This is a genomic window from Clostridium sp., from assembly GCF_047777555.1.
Taxonomy (GTDB): Bacteria; Bacillota; Clostridia; order Clostridiales; family Clostridiaceae; genus Clostridium_H.
On the sequence record NZ_JBKEEV010000008.1, the window covers coordinates 13,452 to 34,938 of the forward strand.

General features: G+C 32.8%; 17 protein-coding genes and 1 pseudogene. 17 read left to right on the forward strand and 1 reads right to left on the reverse strand.

The window, feature by feature from the left end:
- Nucleotides 1-17 precede the first annotated feature (17 nt).
- From ACFWTK_RS11255 to ACFWTK_RS11310, 12 genes and pseudogenes are all read left to right on the forward strand, one after another.
- Nucleotides 18-1,040 carry an ABC transporter substrate-binding protein gene (locus ACFWTK_RS11255; RefSeq protein ID WP_273092775.1) on the forward strand — a complete coding sequence of 341 codons (1,023 nt, stop codon included), beginning with the start codon at nucleotides 18-20 and terminating at the stop codon, nucleotides 1,038-1,040.
- Nucleotides 1,041-1,254: 214 nt separating this feature from the next.
- The gene (xylA, locus tag ACFWTK_RS11260) at nucleotides 1,255-2,574 is read left to right on the forward strand and encodes a xylose isomerase (protein ID WP_415876084.1); all 1,320 of its coding nucleotides are present in this window, start codon (nucleotides 1,255-1,257) and stop codon (nucleotides 2,572-2,574) included.
- A 61-nt stretch (nucleotides 2,575-2,635) separates the two neighbouring features.
- Nucleotides 2,636-3,787 carry an ROK family transcriptional regulator gene (locus ACFWTK_RS11265; RefSeq protein ID WP_415876085.1) on the forward strand — a complete coding sequence of 384 codons (1,152 nt, stop codon included), beginning with the start codon at nucleotides 2,636-2,638 and terminating at the stop codon, nucleotides 3,785-3,787.
- A 28-nt stretch (nucleotides 3,788-3,815) separates the two neighbouring features.
- Entirely contained in the window at nucleotides 3,816-4,463 is a 648-nt protein-coding gene (gene fsa, locus ACFWTK_RS11270; protein ID WP_415876086.1) for a fructose-6-phosphate aldolase, read from the forward strand.
- Nucleotides 4,464-4,478: 15 nt separating this feature from the next.
- Nucleotides 4,479-5,977: pseudogene (xylB, locus tag ACFWTK_RS11275) on the forward strand (xylulokinase).
- A 59-nt stretch (nucleotides 5,978-6,036) separates the two neighbouring features.
- Nucleotides 6,037-8,031: a transketolase gene (gene tkt, locus ACFWTK_RS11280; protein ID WP_415876087.1), complete on the forward strand. Its 1,995-nt coding sequence runs from the start codon at nucleotides 6,037-6,039 to the stop codon at nucleotides 8,029-8,031.
- 5 nt (nucleotides 8,032-8,036) lie between these two features.
- Nucleotides 8,037-9,095 (forward strand): aldose epimerase family protein, encoded by a 1,059-nt coding sequence (locus tag ACFWTK_RS11285; RefSeq protein WP_061858929.1) that lies wholly within the window; start codon nucleotides 8,037-8,039, stop codon nucleotides 9,093-9,095.
- A gap of 204 nt (nucleotides 9,096-9,299) precedes the next feature.
- The gene (locus ACFWTK_RS11290) at nucleotides 9,300-10,790 is read left to right on the forward strand and encodes a sugar ABC transporter ATP-binding protein (protein ID WP_415876088.1); all 1,491 of its coding nucleotides are present in this window, start codon (nucleotides 9,300-9,302) and stop codon (nucleotides 10,788-10,790) included.
- Nucleotides 10,790-11,962 carry a sugar ABC transporter permease gene (locus tag ACFWTK_RS11295; RefSeq protein WP_415876089.1) on the forward strand — a complete coding sequence of 391 codons (1,173 nt, stop codon included), beginning with the start codon at nucleotides 10,790-10,792 and terminating at the stop codon, nucleotides 11,960-11,962. Before ACFWTK_RS11290 ends, ACFWTK_RS11295 begins: the two co-directional genes overlap by 1 nt.
- Nucleotides 11,963-12,174: 212 nt before the next feature.
- On the forward strand, nucleotides 12,175-12,939 hold the full coding sequence (locus ACFWTK_RS11300; RefSeq protein WP_415876090.1) for a DeoR/GlpR family DNA-binding transcription regulator: 765 nt from the start codon (nucleotides 12,175-12,177) through the stop codon (nucleotides 12,937-12,939).
- 103 nt (nucleotides 12,940-13,042) lie between these two features.
- A complete protein-coding gene (locus ACFWTK_RS11305; RefSeq protein WP_415876091.1) occupies nucleotides 13,043-14,164 on the forward strand; it encodes a DegT/DnrJ/EryC1/StrS family aminotransferase in 1,122 nt (373 codons plus the stop codon).
- A gap of 27 nt (nucleotides 14,165-14,191) precedes the next feature.
- The gene (locus tag ACFWTK_RS11310; RefSeq protein ID WP_415876092.1) at nucleotides 14,192-15,385 is read left to right on the forward strand and encodes a DegT/DnrJ/EryC1/StrS family aminotransferase; all 1,194 of its coding nucleotides are present in this window, start codon (nucleotides 14,192-14,194) and stop codon (nucleotides 15,383-15,385) included.
- A gap of 68 nt (nucleotides 15,386-15,453) precedes the next feature.
- Here ACFWTK_RS11310 and ACFWTK_RS11315 read toward each other — a convergent pair whose 3' ends face one another.
- The gene (locus ACFWTK_RS11315; RefSeq protein WP_415876093.1) at nucleotides 15,454-16,239 is read right to left on the reverse strand and encodes an IclR family transcriptional regulator; all 786 of its coding nucleotides are present in this window, start codon (nucleotides 16,237-16,239) and stop codon (nucleotides 15,454-15,456) included.
- A 408-nt stretch (nucleotides 16,240-16,647) separates the two neighbouring features.
- Here ACFWTK_RS11315 and ACFWTK_RS11320 point away from each other — a divergent pair, with 408 nt between their 5' ends.
- The 5 genes from ACFWTK_RS11320 (at nucleotide 16,648) to ACFWTK_RS11340 (ending at nucleotide 21,469) form a co-directional block, all read left to right on the forward strand.
- Nucleotides 16,648-17,793 (forward strand): iron-containing alcohol dehydrogenase, encoded by a 1,146-nt coding sequence (locus tag ACFWTK_RS11320; RefSeq protein WP_415876094.1) that lies wholly within the window; start codon nucleotides 16,648-16,650, stop codon nucleotides 17,791-17,793.
- A 167-nt stretch (nucleotides 17,794-17,960) separates the two neighbouring features.
- A complete protein-coding gene (locus ACFWTK_RS11325) occupies nucleotides 17,961-18,938 on the forward strand; it encodes a 2-keto-3-deoxygluconate permease (RefSeq protein ID WP_415876095.1) in 978 nt (325 codons plus the stop codon).
- A gap of 50 nt (nucleotides 18,939-18,988) precedes the next feature.
- On the forward strand, nucleotides 18,989-19,270 hold the full coding sequence (locus ACFWTK_RS11330; protein WP_106024634.1) for a UxaA family hydrolase: 282 nt from the start codon (nucleotides 18,989-18,991) through the stop codon (nucleotides 19,268-19,270).
- 40 nt (nucleotides 19,271-19,310) lie between these two features.
- Nucleotides 19,311-20,471: a UxaA family hydrolase gene (locus ACFWTK_RS11335; protein WP_415876096.1), complete on the forward strand. Its 1,161-nt coding sequence runs from the start codon at nucleotides 19,311-19,313 to the stop codon at nucleotides 20,469-20,471.
- A 98-nt stretch (nucleotides 20,472-20,569) separates the two neighbouring features.
- Nucleotides 20,570-21,469 carry a fumarylacetoacetate hydrolase family protein gene (locus ACFWTK_RS11340; RefSeq protein ID WP_106024636.1) on the forward strand — a complete coding sequence of 300 codons (900 nt, stop codon included), beginning with the start codon at nucleotides 20,570-20,572 and terminating at the stop codon, nucleotides 21,467-21,469.
- The last annotated feature ends 18 nt before the right edge of the window (nucleotides 21,470-21,487 follow it).

Consider the following 21,487-nt stretch of genomic DNA (forward strand, 5'->3'; position numbering starts at 1 on the left):
ATTCAGGAGGAGATACCATGAATAAAAGTATTATAAAAATTATAAGTGTATTGTCAATTTCAACTGTACTGTTAACAGCATGTGGAAGCAAGCAATCTTCTAATAAAGATACTGCTTCACAAACTAATTCTGAAGGCTTAACAAAGGTAACTTTAGGAACTTATAATGGTACATGCGAAGCTCCGCTATATGCTGCAGTTGAAAGTGGAATCTTTAAGAAGCATGGTTTAGATGTAGAACTTGTTAATATCAATGCTGAGACTTTAAAAGAAGGACTAGCATCAGGAAAAATAGATGGTGCACAAATTTCTCCAGGAATGTTTAAATCTATTGAACAAGGACTTGATATTAAACTTACTAATGGAGTTCATACTGGATGTATACAAGGAGTTGTACCAATAAATTCTAGCATTAAGTCAGTTGCAGATTTAAAAGGAAAGAAAATAGGAGTAGACGCAATTGGTGGAGTTCCTATGGTACTTTTATCTATTGAGTTAGGTAAGGCAGGAATAGATGCTAAAAATGATGTAGAATGGAGAGTATATCCTCAAGCTCAGCTTCAACAAGCTCTTGAAAAAGGAGACATAGATGCCTTTGCAGCATGGGATCCATATGGTGCATTAGCGGTATCACAAGGTAAGGCTAGAAAGATATTTGGAAATATGAATCATGATAACCATGATAATCATCATGATGAAAATGCTCAAGATAATTACTGCTGCTATGTGGGAGTAAGTGGAAAGGTTGCAAAGAATAATCCAGAACTTGCTAAGGCTATTACAGAAGCGTGGTCTGAAGCAAGTGCTTGGGTTCAAGAACATCCACAAGATGCAGCTAAGCTTACTGTTGAGAAAAAATATGTAAGCAGTGGGGATGAAATTGAAAACAGCAAGTTAATCGGTGAATATGAATTTAAAGCAGATGCAGCAAAAGCAAAAAATGATTTTAAAAATACTCTTGAAGCTATGAAGAAACAAGGTATACTTGATAGCAATACAGATATAGAAAAACTTGTTGAAGATACTTTTATTAGTTTCTAAGGTTTAAAGTTAAATATTTTAGAAGTGGCTAGATCTTATGGGATCTAGCCATTTTTTACATTCATGTGTAATCTTTAGTTAATATTAAAAGTTATTTTAAAAATATTTTAAAATAACTTTTTAAAATAACTTGAAAAAGTTTTTGTCAAGTATTATAATAAAATCACAGCAAGTGAAAACAATTTCAAAAATAATTTTATAGGGGGTAAAATAAATGAGTAAATATTTTAATAATGTACCAGAGATTAAGTATGAAGGAAAAGATTCTAAAAATCCTTTTGCTTTTAAATATTATAATCCAGATGAAGTTGTAGGAAACAAAACAATGAAGGAACATCTTCGTTTCACAATGTCTTACTGGCATACACTTACTGGAGAAGGAACTGACCCATTTGGTGCTGGAACTATGGAAAGACCATGGGATGGAGAAACAGATAAAATGGAATTAGCTAAAATGAGAATGGAAGCTGCTTTTGAATTCATGGATAAACTTGGTATAGAATACTTTGCTTTTCATGATAGAGACATAGCACCAGAAGGAAAAGATTTAGCAGAAACAAATAAAAATCTTGATGAAATAGTTGCTTATTGTAAGGAATTAATGCAAAAACATAATAAAAAGCTATTATGGGGTACAGCTAACATGTTTAACAATCCAAGATTTGTTCATGGTGCTGCTACTTCTAACAATGCAGATGTGTTTGCATATGCAGCAGCTCAAGTTAAGAAGGCTCTAGAAGTTACTAAAGAGTTAGGCGGAGAAAACTATGTATTCTGGGGTGGTAGAGAAGGATATGAAACTCTATTAAACACTGATATGAAACTTGAACAAGATAACTTAGCTAGATTTTTCCATATGGCTGTAGATTATGCTAAGAAAATAGGATTTACAGGTCAATTTTTAATAGAGCCAAAACCAAAGGAACCAACAAAGCATCAATATGATTTTGACGTAGCTACTGTTCTTTCATTCTTAAAGAAGTATGATTTAGATAAATACTTTAAAGTTAATATAGAAGCTAATCATGCTACTTTAGCAGGACATACTGTTCAACATGAACTTGCTGTAGCTAGAATAAATGGAATACTAGGAAGTCTTGACATAAACCAAGGAGATTTATTACTTGGATGGGATACAGACCAATTCCCAACTAATATATATGATGCAACATTAACTATGTATGAAGTGTTAAAGAATGGTGGAATAGCTCCAGGTGGACTTAACTTTGATGCTAAGGTTAGAAGAGGTTCATTTGAAGTTGAAGACCTATTCCTTGGATATATAGCTGGTATGGATACTTTTGCTAAAGCATTAAAAGTTGCATATAAGTTATTAGAAAGCAAGGAATTAGAGAACTTTGTTGATGAAAGATACAGCAGCTTCAAAGAAGGAATAGGAAAAGACATAGTTGAAGGAAAAGTAGATTTTGAAGCTCTTGAAAAATACGCATTAAATAATAGTGCTATTAAAAACAAGTCAGGAAGACAAGAACTTCTAGAATCTATATTAAATCAGTATATACTTAACGAATAATAGTGTAAAATAATGTAGAGATAAATTTTATCTCTACATTATATTTATAAGTGGTGATAATATGGGAACTTTAGGGCATAGTGACATAAAAATTAATAATAAAAAAAGTATAATTAAGCTTTTATCAAAAGAAAGAGAATTAACAAAATTAGATATTTCAAGAATGCTTGATATAAGTGTTACTACAGTTACAACAATAGTAGGAGAACTTAAAGAAGAGGGAATTGTTGAAGAAGCTGGAATGGCAACTTCCACAGGGGGAAGAAAGCCAGTAATTATAAGATTTTTGCCTGACTCAAGATATAGTATAGGTATAGATTTAGGTAGAGACTATATAAGGGCTGTCCTTGTGAATTTAGATGGCAAAATAATCGAAGATAGAACAATGGAATTATTAGAAATTAATAATTTAGAAGTATTATCCATAATGAAAAAATTGATACAAGAGTTATTAGACATAAGTGAAGATGTTCATAAAAAGATTTTGGGAATAGGCTTCTCTCTCCCTGGTATTATAAATGAAAAAGAGTTTAGACTAGAATTAGCTACCAACTTTAGATTAAAAGATATATCCTTTAAAGAAATACAAGAAGAATTTAATCTACCTATTTATCTTGAGAATGAAGCTAATGCAGGAGCATTAGCAGAATGCAAGCTGGGAATTGCTAAGGATTTAAGCAATCTTATCTATATCTCAATTACAGAAGGTGTAGGTGGAGGTATCATTATAAATAATGATATGTATAAGGGTAGAAATAATAAAGCTGGAGAAATAGGACATATGACCATTGTTAAAGATGGTAGGGCTTGTAACTGTGGAAAAAAAGGATGTTGGGAAACTTATGCTTCAAACAGAGCTTTAATAAGAGACTATAATGAAAAAAGCAGTGAACGTGTTAATAAAATAAGCGATATAATAAAGAGATTTGAAATGGGTGAAGAAAAGGCTGTACAAGTTTTAGAGGATTACACCGATTACCTTGTAGAAGGTATACAAAATTTGGTATTTATATTTAATCCAGATTACATTGTAATAGGTGGGGAAATAAGCAATTATTCTTCAATTTTTAGTAATAAGCTTAAAGCCAAAACTTTTAATAACAACGAATTTTATAATAAAGAAAATGTAAATATACTTTTTTCACTGCTAGGAAATGATTCAAATATATTAGGTGCGGCGCTAATACCAATTATAGATACATTTGGAGTTTAAGGTTTATAATTAAAAGGAGAGGTTTTATATGAAATTATTCGTGGATACAGCAAATATAGATGAGATTAAAGAGTTAAATGATATGGGAGTGATAAGTGGTGTTACTACTAATCCATCCCTAATTGCAAAAGAAGGAAAAGACTTTTGGGAAACTATAAAGGTTATAGCTAATATAGTTGACGGCCCTATAAGTGGAGAAGTTATAAGTGATGATGCTGAAGGTATGATTAAAGAGGGTAGAGAAATAGCTAAAATTCATAAAAATATGGTAGTTAAAATACCTATGACTAGTGAGGGGTTAAAGGCTGTAAAGGTACTTTCAAGGGAAGGTGTAAAGACAAACGTTACTTTAATATTTTCACCAGCTCAGGCACTACTCGCTGCTAATGCAGGAGCAACTTATGTAAGTCCTTTCTTAGGAAGATTAGATGATATATCAATAGAAGGAATGGAACTTATCAGAAAGATATCAAATATATTTAAGATTCAAAATATAAACACTCAAATTATATCAGCAAGTATAAGAAATACAATCCATGTAATAGATGCAGCAGAGGCTGGAGCACATATAGCTACTGTTCCATATAAAGTAATAATGCAGATGGTAAAACATCCTCTAACAAATGAAGGGTTAGAAAAGTTTAAAAAAGATTGGGAAGAGGCTTTTAATAAATAAGATGAGGTGTTTAATATGAATTTTTTAGGCATAGATTTAGGAACTTCTTCAGTAAAAATTGTAATTATGAATGAAAATGGACAAGTAGTATCTTCTATTTCTAAGGACTATGATGTAAATTATCCTAAAGTAGGATGGGCTGAACAAAATCCAGAGGACTGGTGGACAGCTACAAGAGATGGAATAAAAGAACTTATAAATAGTTCAGAAATTAAAGGAGAAAGCATAAAAGGTATAGGCTTCAGTGGACAAATGCACGGGCTTGTTCTTCTTGACAAAGAAAACAATGTATTAAGACCAGCTATACTATGGTGTGATCAAAGAACTCAGGAAGAATGTGACTACTTAAACAAAGAGATAGGTCAGGATAAAGTATCACAGTTTACAGGAAATATGGCTCTTACAGGATTTACAGCACCAAAACTTTTGTGGGTTAGAAAACATGAAGAAGAAATTTTTAATAAAATTGAACACATACTTTTACCAAAAGATTATATCAGATTTAAGTTAACAGGCACCTATGCTACAGACGTATCAGATGCTTCAGGTATGCTTATGCTGGATGTTGAAAATAGAAAATGGTCAAAGGAAATGCTTGAAATACTAGGAATAAGTGAAAAGGTTCTTCCAAAGGTTTATGAATCATGGGAAGTTACAGGAAAAGTAATTAGAGAAGTTTCAGAATATACTGGACTTTCAGAAGAGACAGTAGTAGTTGCTGGTGGTGGAGATAATGCCGCTGGAGCAGTAGGTACTGGAACGGTTGAAGAAGGAATATTATCTGTATCTTAGGAACTTCTGGAGTGGTTTTTGCAAGCAGTGATAAATATGAAGTAGATGAAAAGAATAGACTACACTCTTTCTGTCATGCTAATGGTAAATGGCATCAGATGGGGGTTATGCTTTCAGCAGCTTCATGCTTAAAATGGTGGGTTGAAAATATAAATAAAGACATTGAAGGTGATGTTTTTGACAAACTTCTAGAAGAAGCAAATAGTTCACCTATAGGAGCAAATGGAGTAGTTTTCCTTCCATATCTTATGGGAGAGAGAACGCCATATAGCGATCCAGACGCTAAAGGAGTATTTTTCGGATTAAATATTACAAGTGCTAGAGAAGATATGACAAGAGCAATATTAGAAGGTGTTTGTTTCGGACTTAGAGATTCACTAGAAATATTAAAGAGTTTAAATGTAGACATAAAAGAAGTTAGAGTTAGCGGTGGAGGAGCAAAGAGTCCTTTATGGAGACAAATTTTAGCCGATATATTCGGAGTAACGGTAAAGGTTATAAATTCCAAAGAAGGTCCAGCTTATGGTGCTGCTATATTAGCAGCAGTAGGATGTGGGGCATTTAACTCTGTAGATGAAGCTTGCAAAAAGCTTATTAAAGTTACAGATTCAACAGAACCAAATCCTAAAAATGTAGAAGTCTACAATAAAGTTTATAATGTATATAAAGGATTATACCCTGCACTAAAGGAGTCTTTCAAAAAAATAAGTAATATTCAGTAAAATAAGGACCTAAGGTAATAAAATACTTTAGGTCTTAATAATAGTATTGGAGTGATAATATGAATAAATATTTAGATGATTTATCAATAAATACGATAAGATTACTCTCAGCAGAATCTGTGCAAAAGGCAAATTCAGGCCATCCTGGACTTCCTATGGGAGCAGCACCTATGGCGTATACATTATGGTCAAAAAATATGAAACACAATCCGTCAAATCCAAACTGGGTAAATAGGGATAGATTTATACTTTCAGCTGGTCACGGTTCTGCGCTGTTATATTCTTTATTACATCTATTTGGATATGGGCTTACTATAGAAGACTTAAAGCAATTCAGACAAAAGGGAAGCAAGACACCAGGTCACCCTGAATATGGTCACACTCCAGGAGTTGAAATTACTACAGGACCTTTAGGACAAGGACAAGCTAATGGAGTAGGTATGGCATTAGCAGAAAGTTATCTTGCATCTAAGTTTAATAGGCCAGGATATGAAATAGTAGATCATTATACTTATGTCCTATCAGGGGATGGGGATATGATGGAAGGAATAACAGCAGAAGCTGCGTCTCTTGCGGGCACTCTAGGGTTAAGCAAGCTTATAGTATTATATGATTCTAATAATATATCTATAGAAGGAAATACTGATATAGCTTTTAGAGAAAGCGTAGAAGATAGGTATAAGGCTTATGGATGGCAAGTAATAGTTGTTAATGATGGCAATAGTGTAGAAGACATTAATGAAGCTATTATGAAAGCAAAACAAGATACGAAAAGGCCAAGTCTAATTACTATAAAAACTCAAATAGGATATGGCTCCCCTAAAATGGGAACTGCTGCTGCTCATGGAGAACCATTAGGATTAGAAAATATTAAAAAGACTAAGGAATTCTTGAATTGGCAATATACTGAAGAATTCTTTGTACCAAGTGAAGTAAAAGAATATATGGATACAATTAAAAAAGAGGGAGAAAAAGCTGAAGAAGAGTGGAATAAGCTTTTTGATTCTTATAAGGAGAAGTATCCAGAATTAGCTGAGGAATGGGAACTATGGCACAGCAATGAGCTTCCTGTGGATATTTTAAATAGAGAAGATTTTTGGAAGTTTAGTGAAGGAAAGATGGCCACAAGAAATTCCTCAGGTGAAGTTATAAATCGTTTAGCTAAGCTTATACCAAACCTTATAGGAGGTTCTGCAGATTTAGCTCCTTCTAATAAAACTTATATGAAAGATAAAGGAGATTTTTCTGCTGAGAATAGGAATGGTGCTAATCTTCACTTTGGAGTAAGAGAACATGCTATGGCTGCTATAGCAAATGGAATTGCTGCACATGGAGGACTTAGAATCTTTGTTGCTACTTTCTTTGTGTTTTCTGATTATATGAAGGCGGCCATGAGATTATCAGCACTTATGAAACTTCCAGTTATTTATGTTTTAACTCATGATAGCATAGGTGTTGGAGAAGATGGACCAACCCATGAGCCTATTGAACAGCTTATTTCATTAAGAAGTATACCAAATATGCACGTATATAGACCAGCGGATTCAAAGGAAACAGCAGCAGCGTGGTATTCTGCAATAGAGAGAAAAGATGGTCCTACTGCTATAATCCTTTCAAGACAAAACCTTCCGCTATATGAGGAGAGTTCAAAAGAAGCTTTAAAAGGTGCTTATATATTAAAGGATAGTGAAAAAGAGGTTCCAGATTTAATACTTATGGCTACAGGATCTGAGGTGGAGCTTATTTATGAGGCAGCAAAAGTATTAAAAGAAAAACAAGTAGATACAAGAGTAGTAAGCATGCCTTCTTGGGAGGTATTTGAAAAGCAAAGCCAGGAATACAAGGAAAGCATACTACCAAGCAGTGTAACTAAAAGATTAGCTGTTGAGGCAGGATGTTCTTTGGGATGGCATAAATATGTAGGTTCCTTTGGAGATGTTATTTCTATTGATACATTCGGTGCTTCTGCTCCAGCGGAGGAACTATTTAAGGAATACGGATTTACAGTAGATAATGTAGTTGAAAAAGCTCTTAAATTACTTGAAAGGAAGTAGTTATTATGAGTATTTTGAAAAAGCATTACGGGTATACCCAAGATGGAAATGAAGTTTATATTTTTACTCTTACAAATTTTAATGGTATTACAGCCGAAATAATAAATTACGGTGGTATTGTAACCTCCTTAAAAGTACCTGATAATAAGGGGAATTTTGATGATATAGTACTTGGATATGATAGTCTGGATAAATATATGGATGATACTGTATATTTTGGTGCAATTATAGGAAGATATGCTAATAGAATAGAAAATGCATGTTTCGAACTTAATGGTAAAAAATATGAGTTAGCTAAAAATGATGGAAGAAATCATCTTCATGGTGGTATTATTGGGTTTAATAAAGTTGTATGGAATGCAGAGATAATAAAAGAAAATAATAATGAGTGCTTACAACTTATATACAATAGTAAAGATGGAGAAGAAGGATATCCAGGAAATCTTCATGTGAAAGTCACTTACACACTTACTAATGATAATGAACTTAAGATAGATTATTTTGCTGTTTCTGATAAAGACACTATAGTAAATCTTACAAACCATTCTTATTTTAACTTATCTGGTCATTCCTCTGGTGACATTTTAAACCATAAGGTTATGATTAATGCTAATAAGTTTACAGAAGCTAATGAGGAAGCTATTCCTACCGGAGAGATAATAGATGTAAAGGATACTCCAATGGATTTTACTAAGTTAACATCTATAAAAGATGAAATTGATAGTGATTATGAGCAAATACGTTTTGCTAAAGGCTATGATCACAATTGGGTATTAAATGTAAGTGGGAATAGCCCAGAAAAAGCAGCAGAAGTATTTGATGATAAGAGCGGTAGATTTATGGAAGTTTACACCACAAAGCCTGGGATCCAATTTTACACTGGCAATTTTTTAGATAATGCTCTTGTTGGAAAAGGAAATGTAATCTATGGGAAAAGAGCGGGACTATGTCTTGAGACGCAGTATTTCCCAAATTCCATAAATTATAAGAATTTCCCTTCACCTATACTAAGAGCTGGACAAGAGTATAAGCATACTACTATTTATAAGTTTTCTAATAGATAAAAAAGAAGCCTCATGCTAAGCAAATCAATGCTAAGCATGGGGCTTTTATAATATATAAATCATCGTAAAATTTCATAAATGCTGTTATATAAAAGAAGTAAAATTTTCAAAGGTAAAAGTAAAATTATTATATATATTTAATTTTCTGAAACTTTTATACTATACTCATGAAAACGATTTTAAGAAAGTTGAGGTGGTCAGAAGGTGAATAGTGTATTCCTAAAAATGGAGAATATACACAAGCGATTTCCGGGAGTTTATGCGCTGAAGAATGTAAACTTGGAAGTAAGAAAAGGAGAAGTACATGGTCTTTTAGGAGAAAACGGTGCTGGAAAATCAACTTTAATGAAAATACTTGGTGGAGTGCATGCACAAGATGAGGGGAAAGTGTATGTGGAAGGAGTTGATTGTGGAATTATTACTCCAAGCAAAGCAGTAGAGCTAGGTATTGGATTTGTTCATCAAGAATTAAATTTAGCAGAATCTTTAACAGTTGCTGAAAACGTATATATGGGAAGACTGCCCTATAAAAATAAAGCTTTAGGGATTGTTGACTATAAAAAGTTGTATGAAGATACGGACAAAATAATTAAAAAGTTAGGAATCAATATAAAGCCTACAGATATAGTTGGAGAACTGGAAACTGCAAAAAAGCAAATGGTAGAAATTGCGAAAGCTATAAGTTTAAATGCTAAAATAATTATTTTTGACGAGCCAACAACATCCCTTTCAAACAAGGATGTAGCTAACTTATTTAAGGTTATAGAAACATTAAAATCTGAAGGAGTAGCCTCAATATATATATCACATAGATTAAATGAAATATTTGATATTTGTGATAGAGCCACAGTATTAAGGGATGGTACCTTTATAGGAACCTGTGAAATCAAGGAAATAAGTCAAGAAAAGCTTATAAATATGATGGTTGGTAGAGAACTTAAAGATTTGTTTCCAAAGGAAATTTTCACTCCAGGTGAAGTGGTTTTAGAGACAAAAGATTTATGCGATACCACTGGTAAGATTAAGAATATTAATATAAAAGCTAGAAAAGGAGAAATTTTAGGTATAGCTGGATTGGTTGGCTCAGGAAGAAGTGAGGTTATGAGGCTAATCTTTGGAGCAGATCCAATAGGTGGAGGAGAAATAAAAATAAATGGAAATAAGGTTAAGATAAAGTCACCAGAAGACGCAATTAAAAATGGAATATGTCTTTTAACAGAAGATAGAAAAAAACAGGGATTATCCTTAATAATGAGTGTAGCAGATAATATAACTATTACAAGTTTAAAGAACTTTTTCTTAGATCATAAGGCATTAAAAGAAGTAGCATCAAAATACGTAAACGCTTTAAGAATTAAAACATCTAATTTAGATACTATGGCGGGAACACTTTCAGGTGGAAATCAACAAAAAATAGTACTTGCTAAATGGTTAAATACAAATTCAGATATATTTATTTTTGATGAACCAACTAAAGGAATAGACGTAGGAGCAAAATATGAAATATATAAACTTATGTTTGAGCTAGTTAAAAAGGGAATCTCTATAATAATGGTATCCTCAGAGCTGCCAGAAATACTTGGAATAAGTGATAGAGTTATTGTAATGCATGAGGGAGAAATAAAAGGTGAATTTATAAATAAAAACTTAACTCAGGAAATGATAATGGAATGTGCAATAGGGGGGGAAAGGTAATGGAAAATAAACTTTCTATAAATTCTAGAATCAAAGACAAGAAGGAAACTAAAAAGAATAAAATAAATTCTAAAATGTATACGATGATTATAGCTTTAATGTCTATTTGGATTATATTTACTATTACAACTGGTGGAAACTTTTTAACAGCAAGAAATTTATCTAATCTTTTAAGACAGATGTCAACTACGGGATTATTAGCTATAGGAATGGTATTTGTCATTATATTAGGTGAAATAGATTTGTCTGTAGGTTCTATGTTAGGATTGCTTGGAGGAGTAGCTGCTATTTTAAATGTATGGTTAAAAATGAGTGCAGGAGCTACTATAGTTATAACTTTAGTATTAGGATTAATATTAGGCCTTTGGAATGGTTTTTGGATTTCTTATAAAAATGTACCTTCATTTATAGTAACTTTAGCAGGAATGCTTGTATTTAGAGGAATACTTATAGGTGTAAGTAAAGGTTCAACAATAGCGCCTTTAACTAAGAGTATGAAAGTGATTGGACAGGCTTATCTTCCATCTGTACTAGGATATATTATTGGAATAATAGCTGTTATATCAACTATACTAATCATTACAAGAAGCAGAAATAATAAAGTGAAATATGGACTAAATGTTCCGCCTAAATCTGTAGACATAATCAAAATAGTAGTCATTTCAGTTATTACAATTGGATTGGTTTTTATCTTAAATCAATATCAAGGACTTCCAGTTCCAGTATTCATTATGTTAATGCTTGGAATTCTATTTTCCTATATTGCATCTAAAACTGTATTCGGTAGAAGAATATATGCTATAGGTGGAAATAAAGAAGCTACAAAGCTTTCTGGAATAAATATAAAAAAATCAGTTCTTATTATATACGCATTAAATGGTTTGCTTGCAGCTATGGCAGGAATTTTATTAACTGCAAGATTAAATGCTGGTTCAGTTGCAGCAGGACAGAATGCTGAGCTGGATGCTATAGCATCTTGCGTTATTGGAGGAGCTAGCTTATCAGGAGGTACTGGTTCTGTAGCAGGAGCTTTAGTTGGAGCATTAGTAATGGCAAGTATTGATAATGGAATGAGTATGTTAAATACTCAACCTTTCTGGCAGTATATAGTAAAGGGACTTATATTGCTTGTAGCTGTATGGGTAGATATAGCAACAAAAAAGAAAGATTAATTAATAAAAGAGAGTATCTCATAATGCATGAAAATGCAATATGAGATGCTCTCTTTTATATTTTATAGACAATTTTATTTAGAAGTTCAATCAATATAAAAATTAAAACATTATAATCAAGAAAAAACTTGCATAAACTATTAACAAAACTGCACAAACGTGATAAAATAGACATAGTTAAGTTTGTAATTTAGCAGGAAGGTGCGAGAATAATGTTTGCTGAAGAACGCCGAGAAATGATATTAGCTCAGTTAAAATCAAAAGGAAGAATACTTGCAAAGGATTTAGCAGAAGAGTTTGGTACCTCCATAGATACCATAAGAAGGGATCTTACAGCAATGGAAGAACGAGGTCTTTTAAAAAGAACTCACGGAGGTGCTATTCCTCTTTCAAAGGTTAGAAGATTCCCAATAGATGAGAAGTTAAGGTATGGGGAAGGTACTGAACATCAAAATGCTGTTGCAAAAGTAGCAGTAAAATACATAGAACAGGGAGATACTATATTTATAGGCGGTGCCAGTATACATTATGTCTTATTAAAATATCTTCCTTTGGACAAAAATTATACTGTAATTACAAACTCTCTAATTATTGCTGAGAAGTTAAAACTATTAAATAACGTAGAAACTTATATAGTTTGTGGAAAAATAAAAGATGAAGAAGGAATAATTGATGCTTTAGCTACGGAATTTATAAGAACACTTAGAATAGATGTAGCATTCCTAACTGGAGGAGGATTTTCAGCAAGACATGGACTTAGCAGTTCTACTCCTGAAGGTTCTGCCTTTCAAAGAGCAGTAGCGGAGGTATCAAGGAAAAAAATATGTCTTGCTAACTTTGATAAGATAGGTACAGAATTTTTTTCTAGAACCTTGGAAGCAGAAGAATTGGACTTATTAATTACAGACTGGGAAGCTCCAGATAAGGAAATAGAGAAAATAAAAAAATTAGGTATAAAGGTTATTATAGCTAAATAAAGACAAAACTATATTCTATGATACTATGTGTTTTTTATGATTAATTTAGAAGATAATTCTAAATTTAATAAATATAAATATAAACAAAAGGAGATAAAAGATTATGAAAGTGGATTTCTATACTTCCAAAAGAGAATATAATGAAAAAAAAGCCGAGTTTGATAGAGCTATTCAAGCTGTTATTGAAAGTGGGAGCTTTATACTTGGAAATCAAGTAGCAGACTTTGAAAAAGCAGTACAAGAGTATACAGGAGCAAAACATGCTATAGGAGTAGCATCAGGTACAGACGCTTTAGTTATCGCTTCAGATATACTTGGATTTAAGGATGGAAAGGAAGTAATAACTTCACCATTTACTTTTTTAGCCTCAGCATCATGCATAATAAGACATAAGGGAAAACCTGTATTTGTAGATATTGATGAAGAAACTTTGAGCATAGATGTAAATAAAATAGAGGAAAAAGTAAATGAAAACACTGTAGGAATACTTCCAATACACTTATTTAATCAAATGGCAGATATGGATAAGATAATGGATATAGCATCTAGACATAATCTTAAAGTTCTTGAAGACGCTGCTGAAGCCTTTGGAATGAGATGGAAAGGAAATGGCACTGAATATAAAAGTTCAGGTTGTATAGGAGATTTTGGAGTTTATTCTTTCTTCCCAACAAAAACCTTAGGTGGATATGGCGATGGAGGAATGATAGTAACTAATGATGATGAATTAGCAAGACTTGCAAGGAGTTACAGAGTGCATGGAGCAGCAAAGAAATATCACTATGATTTCATAGGATATAATTCAAGACTTGATGCTCTTCAAGCAGCCGTTTTATCTGTAAAACTAAAATATATAGATGAAGCTATTAAGAAGAGAGAAGAAGTAGCTAAGCTTTATACAGAAAGATTAAGTGAAATTGAAGAAATAAGAATACCTAAGGTTAAAGGAGACCAAAAACATGTTTATTATGTATTTAATATATTAGCACAAAATAGAGATGGACTTGCAGAACATCTTAAGAAGAATGAGATAGGATACAGCATTTATTATCCAATGCCACTTCATATGCAAAAGGCATTCCAATATTTAGGATATAAAGAAGGAGATTTCCCAGTGGCTGAAAGGTTATCAAAAGAAGTTATTGCTCTTCCAATTTATCCTGAAATCACTACAGAAGAAATTGAATTTGTATGTGATACTATTAAGAATTTCTACAGAAAGTAGTTTAATTAAAGAAGGGAAGGATTTATCATGGCAAATAAAAAGATACCATTTTCACCACCAGATATAACTCAATCAGAAATAGATGCAGTAATAGAAGTTATGAAATCAGGATGGATTACATCAGGTCCTAAAGTAGCTAAGTTTGAAGAAAATGTATCAAATTATTGTAAAGCAAACCATGCAGTAGCAGTAGCAAGTGCCACTGCTGGAATGGAATTAGTACTAAAATGCCTTGGAGTAGGAGAAGGTGATGAGGTAATAACAACACCATACACATACACTTCTACATCCAATGTAATTCTTCATAGAGGAGCAAAGCCAGTTTTTGTAGATGTAGAAAAAGATAGCTTTTTAATTGATATAAATAAAATAGGGGATGCTATAACTGAAAAAACAAAAGCTATAATGACAGTAGATGTTGCAGGAGTACCTGTGGACTATGATGCAATTAGAGAAGTAATAAAATCTAAAGGAAGAGAAGATATAATTCTTTTATCTGACTCTGCTCATTCTATTGGTGCAAGCTATAAGGGAAAAAAGGTAGGAGGACAAATGGATTTTCATGTGTTCTCATATCATGCAGTAAAAAATCTTACAACTGCTGAAGGTGGTGGAATTACATATAATGATAACCACTTCCATGGAAAAGAAGACTTATATAAGGAATTTAAATATTCTTCAGTAAACGGTCAATCAAAGGACGCTTTGACAAAGATGCAGGCAGGAGCTTGGGAATATGATATTATAACAGATGGGCTTAAATGCAATATGACAGACATATCTGCAGCTATAGGACTTGCACAGCTGGAAAGATATGAGGACATGCTTGCAAAGAGAAAGAAAATTGCAGAGATTTATAATAAGATCCTTGGTGAGAAGGAATGGGCAATTCTTCCTTTTGCTAAAGATGAATGTAGAGAAACAAGCTATCACTTGTATCTATTAAGAATTAAGGGCTTTACTGAAAGCCAGCGTAACGAAGTCATTACTATGATGGCAAATAAAGATATAGCAGTAAATGTTCACTACAAACCTCTTCCTATGTTTACTTTATACAAGGGCTTAGGATATAAGATGGAAGATTATCCAAATGCTTATAACCAATATGTAAATGAAATAACCTTACCTCTATATTCAATACTTTCCCTAGAGGATGCTGAATATGTGGCAAGAGAATTCGTAAGCTGCGTAGATGAAGTTTTTGAAAAAGGAATTAAATAATTATAAGTATAAGACCTTACTTAGCTAAACTTAAGTAAGGTCTTATATTTTAAATTTTATAGAGACTACTAATTGAAAATTATAGAATTCATATCAATATCAAGACTATTTATTAAGGTTTCAATCTTTGTCTTAGATTGAAGCAGAAGCCTTTCTATTAATTTATTCTTTTCTTCCGTCACTCTAAATACAGGAATACTTACACTTATGGAAAAAATAATTTTATCACCTTGACATATTGGCACAGCCAAACACTCCAAATGTTCTGTGGATTCACCAAATTCAGTGGCAATATTGGTTTTTTTTATGTTACACAACTGATGATACAGTACATCTATGTCAGTAATTGTATTTTTAGTATAGGGTTTTAGCCCTTGAGGATATAGTTTTTTCAGTTCCTCTTTTGAAAAATTGCACAGTAGAGCCTTACCAAGGGCTGTACAATAAGCAGGCAGACGTTTTCCTACAGCTGATATTAATCTTATGGGCTCAGGAGAGTCTATTTTTGCTAAGTATAATACTTCACCTTTATCTAATACTGCCATTTGGCAAGTTTCAGAACTTACATCAACTATATGTTCCATTTCTTTTTTCACAAAGTCTAGGGAATCTATATTTTCAATATAAGATGAACCAACTGCAAAACTGCTGATTCCAATTACATACTTTGAGGTTTGATTATTGAATGCAATAAAATTTCTTTCTAATAGTGTATGTACAACAGGAAATATGCTGCTTTTTGGTGCATTAATAGCATTAGCAATTTCCGTAAGAGTATAGCCATCTGGAGAAAATGCAAGCAATTCTAAAATGTCCAAAACACGAGAAGTAGGTCTGTGATTAGTTTCAGTCAATATAACACCTCCAACATTAAATACATCATCATAATAACAAAGTGATGACGCTTTTACAAGTTAAAAACATTGTTAAGAGTAATATTTAGCAATGAAATATAGTAAAATACAGCAATAATTAGTCGAATAAAGCAAAAAAAAAATAATGACCTGTATTGACAAGCCAATTAAAGAATAGTATTATAAAAACATAGTTCGTAAATAAAAATAGTGTTTGAAAATACGAACGGAGTGAGAAACAAATTTCCATGGAATTTAGTGTTTCATTCTGAAGATATGCTTTAATTAAGGGGCTAAAGCATATTTTTATACAAAATTAAATTTAATTTAATTTTGTAAACGTATTAGTAAATATTCCGACAATGAAGAATTGAATTTACACTAACATGATTTCAAGGAGGGCAAGAGTTGAGTATTTATTACATTCCACCAGTTAACTTGTTAGGCAGAGGATGCCTTAGGGAAGCGAAAGATCCAATAAAAGCATTGGGAGCAAAAAAAGCATTAGTTGTAAGCGATAAATTCCTTACATCAAATGGAACTGTTAAAAAGGTTACAGATATGTTAGATGAAATAGGAGTTGAGCATGTTCTCTACAACGATGTAAAACCAAATCCAACAGTTACAAATGTAAATAATGGTCTAGAAGTTCTAAAAAATGAAGGATGCGACATTGTTATAACAATAGGAGGGGGATCACCTCAGGATTGCGGGAAAGCAATAGCTGTTCTTGCAACAAATGGTGGCACTACAAAAGATTATGAAGGTGTTAATAAAACAAGCAAGAAATGCCTTCCAATAGTTGCAATTGCAACAACTGCGGGTACTTCTGCTGAAGTTACAATAAATTATGTAATTACAGACGAAGAACGCCATGTAAAAATGATTATGGTTGACAGAAATGCATTAGCTTCAATTACAGTAAATGATCCAGAACTTATGTTAAGCAAACCGGCACCTTTAACAGCTGCAACAGGTATGGATGCATTAACACATGCAATAGAAGCTGTAGTAGCAAAGGGAGCATACGATGTAACAGATTCAACTGCTTTATATGCAATTAAACAAATTTTCAATTTTCTTCCAAGAGCTGTTAAGGATGGCAGTGATATAGAAGCAAGAGAGCAGATGTGTTATGCTTGTTTCTTAAACGGTATTGCCTTTAGCAATGCTGGACTCGGAAATGTACATGCAATGGCACATCAGCTAGGTGGTTTATATGACTTACCACACGGTGTATGCAATGCTATGCTTCTTCCATTTGTTGAGGAAGAAAATGCAAAAGCTGTTCCAGCTAAATTTCGTCCAATTGCTAAAATTATTGGCATGGATGTAACTGGAAAAACAGATGAAGAATGTGTTGATTTTGTAATTGGTAAAATCAAGGCTTTATCACAGGAAGTTGGCATTCCAAAATCTTTAAAAGAGGTTGGAGTAGACAACCCAGACTTTGATACCCTGGCTGAATTTGCTATGAAGGATGCTTGCGCTGGTGCAAATCCTGTGTTCTTTACTAAAGAAAAGTTAATTGAACTATTTAAGAAAATAGCTTAAATAATAAAATTTTAGTTGTATACCATTAAAGATTTAAGGCAAATGTGACTATATAGTGATGGCTAAAAAGTAATACATAAAATGAGAATTTAATGTAAACGGATTCAAAAAATGCTAGTTAAGTTTTAAATAAAATTTTATATAACTTTTAGTAGGGGGAAATTATTATGATTATGAAGTTTCTTAAAAAAGTACCAGCTGGTATGATGATTGTTCCATTACTTATCGGTTCATTTTTAAACACCTTTTTCCCAGAAGCTTTGAAAATTGGATCTTTTACTACAGCTACATTTTCAAGTGCAGGTGCAGCAACTGCCATGGGAATTCAGTTATTCTGTTTAGGAACTACACTACAACTTAAGGACATGCCAAAGGTTCTTAAGCGTGGAGGAATACTACTACTGTCCAAATTTATAATAGGTGCTGCTATAGGTATTATAGTTGGTAAAGTATTTGGAATGGCAGGGGTTTTAGGTTTAACAGCATTATCAGTAATAAGCGCCGTAACAAACAGTAACGGTAGCGTTTACTTGGCATTAATGAAGTCTTATGGAGATGTAACAGACTGTGCAGCAATGGCACTTTTAGCATTAAATGATGGACCTTTCTTTACATTAATAGCTTTAGGAGCATCAGGACTTGCCAATATTCCAGGAAAGGCTTTACTTGCAACAGTAATTCCAATAATCGTAGGTATGATACTTGGAAACTTAGATAAGAGCTTAAAAGACTTTTTAGCACCAGCAGGAGATATATTAATACCATTCGTTGGATTAACATTAGGAGCAGGAATCAACTTAACAAACGTTGTTAAGGGAGGTCCACAAGGAATAGTATTAGGTTTAATTACATTTGGAGTGGGTGGAGCATTCATTGTGTTCTGCGATAGAGTAATAGGAAGACGTCCAGGATATGCAGGATGGGCAGTTGCAACAACTGCTGGAAATGCTATAGCTGTGCCTGCAGCTGTTGCATTAATAGATCCATCATGGGCACCTTATGTAGATATAGCAACATCTCAAGTAGCAGCATCTACAGTTGTTACAGCAATATTAGTACCTTTAATGACTGACTGGTGGGCAAAGAAATATGGATGTCCACAACTTGAGTTGAAGAATCCATCAGGATCAGAAGTAAGTGCATAACTATATTTTAATATATAAATAAAATAAAAAGAAAAAAAGGAGCGATAACTATGATTAATGCATTAATAGTTGAAGAAAAAGATAATGTTATAGTAGCAATTGAACCTATAGCAAAAGGTTCTGAAGTTAACTACAAATTAAAAGATGGTACTGTAAAAACATTAACGGCACAACAAGATATCACAATATATCACAAGTTAGCAGCAGTGGATATTGCAAAAGGTACTCCAATTGTTAAATATGGGGAACATATAGGGGCTGCAGCAGTTGACATTAAAGCTGGAGAGCATGTTCATGAACATAATGTAGAAAGCGTTAGAGAAGAACTGTAAACAAGAAGAACTATAAACAAAATTTAAGGAGGAATTAATTATGAATTTCTATGGATATAAAAGACCAGATGGAAGAGTTGGAGTAAGAAACCACGTTTTAATTTTACCTGCAAGTGTATGTGCTTCAGACACAACAAGATTAGTTGCATCACAAGTTCAAGGAGCTGTAACATTTAACAACCAAAATGGTTGTTCACAGGTTGCTCCGGACCAACAATTCACAATGGATGTAATGGCTGGATTTGCAGCTAACCCTAATATTTATGGTACAGTAGTTATTTCCCTTGGATGTGAAAACTGCCAAATGGATTTAGTTGTTGAAGCGATCAAAGAAAGAACTAATAAGCCTATGAAAACTGTTATTATTCAAGAAGCAGGTGGAACACTTAAAGCAATGGAACAAGCCGTTCGTTATGCTAAAGAGATGGTAGAAGAAGCTAGTATGCAAAGAAGAGAAGAATTCCCAATATCTGAACTAATTGTTGGTACAGAATGTGGTGGATCAGACCCAACATCAGGACTTGCTTCTAATCCTGTAGTAGGAGAGCTTAGTGATAGATTAGTAGACTTAGGAGCAACATCTATATTAAGTGAAACAACTGAGTTTATAGGTGCAGAACATATCTTAGCAAGACGTGGAAAAACTAAAGAAATTAGTGATAGAATATATGAAATAGTTCATAGATACGAAAATGCACTTAGATTAGTTGGAGAAGAAGTTAGAGATGGTAACCCATCACCAGGAAATAAAGCAGGTGGATTAACAACTCTTGAAGAAAAATCTCTTGGATGTATCCATAAAGGTGGACATAGAGAAATAAGTGCTGTATATGATTATGCTAAACAAGTTGATGAAAAGGGATTAGTTATTATGGATACTCCAGGAAACGACCCATCATCAGTTGCAGGTATGATTGCAGGAGGAGCTCAAATAGTTGTATTTACAACTGGACGTGGTACTCCAACTGGTAACCCGATTGCACCAGTTATAAAAATTACAGGAAATAAAATTACTTATAAAAACATGGAAGACAATATGGATTTTGATGCAAGTGGTGTAATTTATGGAACTAAGACTTTAGAAGAATTAGGAGATGAATTACTAAATAAAGTTGTTGAAACAGCAAACGGTAAACTTTCAAAGGCAGAATCTCTTGGTTACAATGAGATAGCTATAGCTAGAGTTTGTAACTACGTTTAATAGATATATTTAAGTTTATATTAGGCTTGCATCTTTGCAGGCCTAATTATATGCAAGAAATGAGATAAGTTATAGAGTATAGAAAGGGGGGGCTTAACATGAAATTTATTTCTTTCAAAGAATCAGGAGAAGAAAAATTAGGAGTTTTATCTAAAGACGGTACTTTAGCAATAGAATTATCCAGTCTTAACCTAAGTAAGAACTTTTACGGTATGATTGATTTAGTAAACAATATTTCAGACTGTGATATGGATACAATCCGAAATATTATATTAGAAGATTCTGTAGATAATATTGTAACATATCCATTGAATAAAATAAGAGTCTGCGCACCAATAAAAAAGCCAATACACGATATTATTTGTGTAGGTGTAAATTATAAAGATCATTTAGAAGAGACTAAGGAAAGCTTTGATAAGAACAGTTTTACAGAACCTAAAAAGACTGTATATTTTTCAAAGAGAGTTACAGAAGCTATTGGTCCAGAGGATAAAATAATAAGTCACTCTGACCTTGATGAAGAGTTAGATTATGAAGTTGAACTAGCAGTTATTATTGGTAAAAGAGGAATAAATATTCCTAAGGATAAGGCCGAAGATTATATTTTCGGTTATACAATAATGAATGATATTTCAGCAAGAGCTCTACAACAGCAGCATCTTCAGTGGTATAGAGGAAAGAGCCTAGATACTTTCACAGCATTAGGACCTGTTGTAGTACATAAAAGTGAAATACCATTTCCAGTTGAATTGAATGTATGCAGTAGAGTAAATGGAGAATTAAGACAAAATTCTAATACTAAGCTTTTTTTAACAGACATTCCAAGCATAATTGCTGAAATTTCTAGTGGAATGACTTTAGAGCCGGGAGATATTATTGCTACAGGTACTCCATCAGGTGTTGGAATGGGATTTAAGCCACCACGATTTATGAAATCTGGAGATGTAGTTGAATGTGAGATTGAAAATATTGGGATATTGAAAAATATCGTTGAATAACAAAACGTATAATAAAAG